Genomic DNA, 7,178 nt, shown 5'->3' on the forward strand with positions numbered 1-7,178 from the left:
CGTAGAAGTCGCCACCGGCCACCGTCCCCTCAGAGACCGGTTCGTACCTCGCTGCGACGCTGATGGCGTCGGACTGGGGAAGGTTCGCGGGCAGCAGCGTGCGCTGGAGGAGCTCAGCCGTGGAACGTTCGGCGTCGTAGACCACGGCCCGACCGAGCGCCTCCGCCACGAGGTCGGTGAACGCGGACAGCACGACCCCGAGGGTCGGCGGCAGCGGCGTGGCCTCCCGGAAGCCGACCACCGCGGCCCTGATGGTGCGGGCCTCCAGCGGGACGACGATGAGCTCGCCGGAGTCGGATCCGTGGACCTCCCGTTCCTCGACCGCCCAGGACACGGTCTCGGCGAGGTCCTCCGGGAGCTCGGACCAGATGAGCGGCAGCCGCTCCTCGTCGGGTGAGAGGTCCTCGATCCGGTGGCGGCGGGCGATCCGCCACCCGCCGTGACCCGGTGAGGGCAGGCAGATGCCGGCGGAGCGGGCCCCGAAGGCGGACACCGCCTCCCTGAGCACCACCTTGCAGACGTCGTCCACGGTCACCGCGGTGCCCAGGGCGGTGGCGAGCTCGGCGACCGCGCGCGCCCGGTCGTGCGACGTCGAGGTCTCGACCACGACGTGCACCGCCGCGACCACGTCACCGGCCGAGTCACGGATCGGCGAACCCGTGCGCAGGTGGTGGCCGAGCAGCGGGAGCTCGGCCACCTCGGCCTCGCCCAGCGAGGGCAGCCCCACGCGGGAGTCCTCGTCGAGGAACCCGTCCCCGTCGGTCAGGACCCGGTCGAGCAGCCGCCCGAGGTGCGAGCGCTGCCACAGCTCGGGCAGCGCCTCGTCGGCGGGACACCCGAACGCCGCCGGGTGCCTCGCGCCGAGGCGGGCGGCGAAGGCGTCGTTGTACAGCAGGACCCGGCTGGGTCCGACGAGCAGCGCGGTCGGGAGCAGCGAGTCGAGCGCCTGGTCCCAGGCGGCCAGCAGGGCCGCCGGCCACTGGTCGGCGGCGCCGGTGGGCGTACGGGACCAGTCGGTGTGGGCGGCGAGGGCACGCGTGCCCTCAGTCCCGACGTCGACCACTGCTCCACCTTTCGCCACCATGAAGCCTAGGCATCACCCGGGCGCCGTGGGGCCTCACCTGTCCGTGGCCTTCCCATCGGCCGAAAGGACCAGATCATGAGGAGGCCGGGACGGTCTCTTTCTGCGCACCGGCGCCGACCTGGTCCACGAGGAACGCCCACTCCCACGCCACCTGTCGCCAGGAGTCGTACCGGCCGCTCTTCCCGCCGTGCCCCGCCACCATCTCGGTCCGCAGGAGCACCGGTCGCTCGTCGGGTCCGTTGGTGGTGTTCTCCCGGAGGCGGGCCACCCACTTCGCCGGCTCGGTGAAGTACACGCGGGTGTCGTTGAGGGACGTGGTCGCCAGCACGGCCGGGTATGGCGCGCGGTGCACGTTCTCGTACGGCGAGTACGACTTCATGTAGGCGTACACCTCGGGGTCGGCGAGCGGGTTGCCCCACTCCTCCCACTCGACCACGGTCAGGGGCAGGCTGGGGTCCAGGATCGTGGTGAGCGCGTCGACGAACGGCACTGCCGCGTGCACCACCCGGAACCGCTCGGGCGCCAGGTTGACGGCCGCGCCGATGAGGAGGCCGCCAGCCGAACCCCCTTCTGCCGCAAGGCGTTCCGGGTGCACCCAGCCGGTCTCGACGAGGTGGTCGGCACAGGCGACGAAGTCGGTGAACGTGGAGCGCTTCTGGGTCAGCTTGCCCTCGTCGTACCACGCGCGACCGAGCTCGCCGCCACCACGGACGTGCGCGATGGCGTACACGAACCCCCGCTCGAGCAGCGACAGCCGGGCCACCGAGAAGTACGGGTCCGAGGAGATCTCGTAGGAGCCGTAGGCCGTGAGCAGCCCCGGCCGGGTGCCGTCCGGCTCGCTGCCCGCCGGGTAGACCAGCGAGATCGGCACCCTGGTGCCGTCGGGGGCGGTGGCCCACTCCCGGCGCTGCTCGTACTGCGAGGGGTCGTAGCCGCCGAGCACGGGCTGGCGCTTGAGCAGGGTGTAGTCGCGGGTGCGCAGGTCGTAGTCCAGGACCGTGCGGGGCGTGACCAGCGACTCGAACACCACCTGCAGGCTGGTCGTCGCGCTCTCTGGGTTGTCCCCCAGTCCCACCGAGTAGACGGGTTCGTCGAAGTCGAGGTCGTGGCTCGCGCCATACCCGGTCGGGGAGCCGGCGTCGCGCTCGAGGACGCGCACGGCGGTGAGTCCCTCCTTGCGCAGGGCGAGGACGGCCACGTCGTCGAAGGCCTCGACCCCCTGGAACCGTTCGCCGGCAGCGGAGCGCAGCAACGGCTGCCACTGGTCGGCGGACGTGGCGTCGAGCGGTGCCCACGCCAGGTCGGAGTCGATGGAGTCGGCGTTGTGGACGATGAGGAGGCGGTCGGCGGCCGGCTCGACGTCGTACTCGACACCCTCGCGCCGCGGAGCCACGACCCGGAACTCCCCCAGGGGGTCGGTGGCGTCGAGCAGGCGCACCTCCGAGGTCGTCTTGGAGCCCAGCCCGACCATGATCCAGCGGTCGTCGCGGGAGGAGCCCAGGCCCATCCAGAACCGCTCGTCGGGCTCCTCGTGCACCAGCACGTCGTCCTCGGCCGGGGTCCCGACCTCGTGCCGCCAGGCCTGGTGCGGACGCCAGGTCTCGTCGACCCGCGTGTAGAACAGGTAGCGGCCGTCGTAGGAGAAGACGCAGCCGTAGCCGACCTCCTGGACCGCGGTGTCGACGATCTCCCCCGTCGACAGGTCCTTGACCCGCAGCGCGAAGCGCTCGTCACCCTCGGTGTCGACGGCGTACGCGAGCCACCGGTGGTCCGGGCTGATGCTCAGCGCCCCGAGCGAGAAGAACTCGTGACCCATGGCCTCGAGGTTGCCGTCGAGCAGCACCTGCTCGCCCTCGACCGTGGCACCGACCTCGGGCTCGGGGCGCGGGGCGCCGTCCGCGCGCGGGGCGCGGCACTCCAGCGAGTACTGCGAACCCTCGTAGCTGCGCGAGTAGTACCACCACGGGCCGCTCGCCACGGGCACGGAGAGGTCGGTCTCCTGGGTGCGGGAGCGGATCTCCTCGAAGATCTCGTCGCGCAGCGGCTGCAGGCCGGCCGTCATCGCCTCCGCGTAGGCGTTCTCGTCCTCGAGGTGGGCCACCACCGCGGGGTCGGACTTGTCGCGCAGCCACTCGTAGGGGTCGATGACGACGTCGCCGTGGTGCTCGCGCGTGGTGGGGCGCTGTTCCGGGCGGGGGACGGACGGCGGGGTGACCGCGGGCGTGCTCACGCGCAGAACACTACGGGGGTGCTCAGCCGACGAGGCAGCGTGGCCCGAGGATCACCTTGAGGTCGCCGAACAGCGCCTCGGTGGCGTTGACCCGGTACGCGTCCTCGAGCTTCATGAGCACGGAGCGACCGGGCTGGCTGAGGCGCACGTGCACCTCGGTGGAGCCGGGGTGCGACGACAGCACCGACTTGAGCTCCTCGACCTTGGCCGCGGTGGCCCGGTTGGTGTCCATGGTGACGACCACGGGGCCGCGCGGACCCTCCGAGATGTCGGGCAGCGTGAGGTCGGACGCGTAGATCGACGGGGTGTCGTCACGCCGGTTCACCCGGCCCTTGACCACGACAACCGCGTCGTGGGTCAGGGCGTGCTGCACGGTGAGGTAGGCCGAGGGGAAGAACAGGCACTCGATGGCACCCTCGAGGTCCTCGACGGTGACGATCGCCCAGAGGTCACCCTTCTTGGTGCGCTTGACCTGCAGGCCGGTGATCAGGCCCGCGATGGTGACGTTGGAGCCCTCGGGCTTGCCGTCCTCTCCCGTGAGGCTCGCGATCGAGGTGTCGGCGTGCGAGGACAGGACGTGCTCGATGCCGAACAGCGGGTGGTCGGAGACGTAGAGGCCGAGCATCTCGCGCTCGAACTGCAGCAGCGTCTTCTTGTCCCACTCCACGGTGGGGATGGGCGGCAGCACCGAGAAGTCGACCGACTCGGCCCCGCCCTCGTCACCACCGAACGACCCGAACAGCGAGTCCTGGCCGATCGCCTCCTGGCGCTTGATGTCGACGAAGTTGTCGACGTAGTCCTCGTGCACGCGCAGCAGGCCCTGGCGCGACTCGGCCAGCCCGTCGAACGCACCCGCCTTGATGAGCGACTCGATGGTGCGCTTGTTGCAGACCACGGCCGGGCACTTGGACAGGAAGTCCTTGAACGAGGTGAAGCGGCCCTTCTCCTCGCGCGCGGCGATGATGCCCTCGACGACGTTGTGGCCGACGTTGCGGATGGCCTGCAGGCCGAACCGGATGTCGGTGCCGACGGCGGCGAAGCGGCCCACGGAGTCGTTGACGTCCGGGGGCAGCACCTTGATGCCCATGCGACGGCACTCGCCGAGGTACAGCGCCGACTTGTCCTTGTCGTCGCCGACGCTGGTGAGCAGCGCGGCCATGTACTCGGCCGGGTAGTTGGCCTTGAGGTACCCGGTCCAGTAGGAGACCAGCCCGTATGCGGCGGTGTGCGCCTTGTTGAACGCGTAGTCGGAGAACGGGACGAGGACACCCCACAGGGCGGCGATCGACGCCTCGTTGAACCCCTTGGCCTTCATGCCCTCGGAGAAGGGGACGTACTCGGCGTCGAGCACCTCCTTCTTCTTCTTGCCCATGGCGCGACGCAGCAGGTCGGCGTTGCCCAGGGTGTAGCCCGCGAGCTTCTGGGCGATCTCCATGACCTGCTCCTGGTAGATCACCAGGCCGTAGGTCGTGCCGAGGATCGGCCCAAGGGCGTCGATCATCTCCTGCTGGAGCTTGCCCTCGAGCTGTGGGTCGAGCGGCGTGAGGATCTGCTTGCCGTTCTTGCGCAACGCGAAGTTGGTGTGCGCGTTCACGCCCATGGGACCGGGACGGTAGAGCGCGAGGGCCGCGGAGATGTCCTCGAAGTTGTCGGGCTGCATGAGCTTGAGCAGCGTGCGCATGCCGCCGCCGTCGAGCTGGAACACCCCGAGGGTGTCGCCGCGCGCGAGCAGGTCGTACGTCGGCTTGTCGGTCATGTCCTTGGACAGCGCGTCGAGGTCGATGTCCTCGTCGCGGTTGGCCTTGATGTTCTCGATGGCGTCGTCGAGGATCGTCAGGTTGCGCAGGCCCAGGAAGTCCATCTTGACCAGGCCGAGCGACTCGCAGCTCGGGTAGTCGAACTGGGTGATGACCTGGCCGTCCTGCAGCCGTCGCATGATCGGGATGACGTCGATGAGCGGCTCGCTGGACATGATGACGCCGGCGGCGTGCACGCCCCACTGCCGCTTCAGGCCCTCGAGGCCCTTGGCGGTCTCGACGATCTCCTTGAAGTGCGGCTCGGACTCGACCAGGGCCCGGAAGTCGCCGCCCTCGTTGTAGCGCTTGTGCTCCTTGTTGTAGATCTCCGACAGGGGCACGCCCTTGCCCATGACGTCCGGCGGCATCGCCTTGGTCAGCTGCTCGCCGACGACGAACGGGTGGCCCATGACGCGCGCGGCGTCCTTGACGGCCTGCTTGGCCTTGATGGTGCCGTAGGTGACGATCTGCGCGACGCGGTCGGCGCCGTACTTCTCGGTGACGTACTTGATGACCTCGCCACGTCGACGCTCGTCGAAGTCGATGTCGAAGTCGGGCATCGACGCACGCTCGGGGTTGAGGAACCGCTCGAAGATCAGGCCGTGCGGGATCGGGTCGAGGTCGGTGATCTTCATGGCGTAGGCGCACATGGAGCCTGCACCCGAGCCACGCCCGGGACCGACCCGGATGCCGTTCTTCTTGGCCCAGTTGATGAAGTCGGCGACGACGAGGAAGTAGCCGGCATACCCCTTGGAGACGATGACCTCGGTCTCGAAGGCCGCCTGCCTCGTGGCGTACTCCGGCACGCCCTCGGGGAACCGCCCCATCAGGCCCGTCTGGACCTCCTTGATGAACCAGCTCTCCTCGTTCTCCCCCGGTGGGCAGGGGAAGCGCGGCATGTAGCGGCCCTCACCCTCGGTGAAGGAGATGTCGCACATCTCGGCGATGAGGAGCGTGTTGTCGCACGCCTCGGGCAGCTCGCGCCACGTGTGGCGCATCTCCTCGGGGCTCTTGAGGTAGAAGTCGTCGGCGTCGAACTTGAACCGGTTGGGGTCCATCATCGTCGAGCCGGACTGCACGCACAGCAGGGCCGAGTGGGCCTTGGCGTCCTCGGGGCTGGAGTAGTGCAGGTCGTTCGTGGCCACCAGCGGCAGCTTGAGCTCGCGGGCCAGGCGCAGCAGGTCCTTCTGGACCCGTCGCTCGATGTCCAGGCCGTGGTCCATCAGCTCGCAGAAGTAGTTCTCCGCACCGAAGATGTCGCGGAAGTCGCTCGCCGCCTGCATGGCCTCCTGGTACTGCCCCAGGCGCAGGCGGGTCTGGATCTCCCCCGACGGGCAGCCCGTCGTCGCGATGAGCCCCTGCCCGTGGGCGCTGAGCAGCTCGCGGTCCAGGCGTGGCCACTTCGCGTAGACCTGGTCCAGGCTCGCGAGGGAGTCGAGGCGGAAGAGGTTGTGCAGGCCGTTGTTGTTCTTGGCCAGCAGCGTCATGTGCGTGTAGGCGCCCGAGCCCGACACGTCGTCGCGCGCCTGGGACTCGTCGCCCCACTTCACACGGGTCTTGTCGGTGCGGTGCGTGCCCGGCGTGACGTAGGCCTCGACGCCGATGATCGGCTTCACCCCCGTGCCCTGGGCCTTCTTCCAGAACTCGTAGGCCCCGAAGACGTAGCCGTGGTCGGTCGTGGCGAGCGCCGGCATCCCCATCTCCGCGGCGCGGGTGAACAGGTCACCGATGCGGGCGGCACCGTCGAGCATGGAGTACTCGGTGTGCACGTGCAGGTGGACGAACGAGTCGGATTTCGACCCGGGGCGAGCGGTGGGGGCGGCGGGCTGGGAGGACATCGGGTCGAGTCTAAGCCGCCCCACCGACTGCTCTCCGGCGTGTCGCCCCACCGTGTCGCGGCGGGTTTCCGTCGCGGTCGCCCGACGACCGGTGCGGTATGCCGCGGACCCGGGTCCGCGGCACATCGCACCGGCTCGTGGGGTGCCTCAGAGGCGGTCGAGCGCGCTCTGCAGGTCGGCCGGGTAGGGGCTCTCGAAGGTGACGTGCTTGCCGGTGCCGGGGTGCTCGA

At 69.7% G+C, this 7,178-nt stretch carries 3 protein-coding genes; all 3 read right to left on the reverse strand.

Annotated features, from left to right (window positions below; translation table 11 throughout):
* Nucleotides 1-1,063: hypothetical protein (locus tag ASD62_RS04565; RefSeq protein WP_235530625.1), on the reverse strand; the 1,063-nt coding region annotated here is incomplete at its 3' end.
* Between the two features lie 94 nt (nt 1,064-1,157).
* Entirely contained in the window at nt 1,158-3,314 is a 2,157-nt protein-coding gene (locus ASD62_RS04570) for a S9 family peptidase (RefSeq protein WP_056914947.1), read from the reverse strand.
* A gap of 22 nt (nt 3,315-3,336) precedes the next feature.
* Nucleotides 3,337-6,948, reverse strand: coding sequence for a DNA polymerase III subunit alpha (dnaE, locus tag ASD62_RS04575; RefSeq protein ID WP_056914948.1), 3,612 nt, complete (start codon nt 6,946-6,948; stop codon nt 3,337-3,339).
* Between the last annotated feature and the right edge of the window lie 230 nt (nt 6,949-7,178).

The sequence above is a fragment of the Phycicoccus sp. Root563 genome, assembly GCF_001427915.1.
Classification (GTDB): Bacteria; Actinomycetota; Actinomycetes; order Actinomycetales; family Dermatophilaceae; genus Pedococcus.

Excerpts from the sequence above, each read along its gene's own strand:
- dnaE (WP_056914948.1), bottom strand. The coding sequence starts at position 6,948 with ATGTCCTCCCAGCCCGCCGCCCCCACCGCTCGCCCCGGGTCGAAATCC.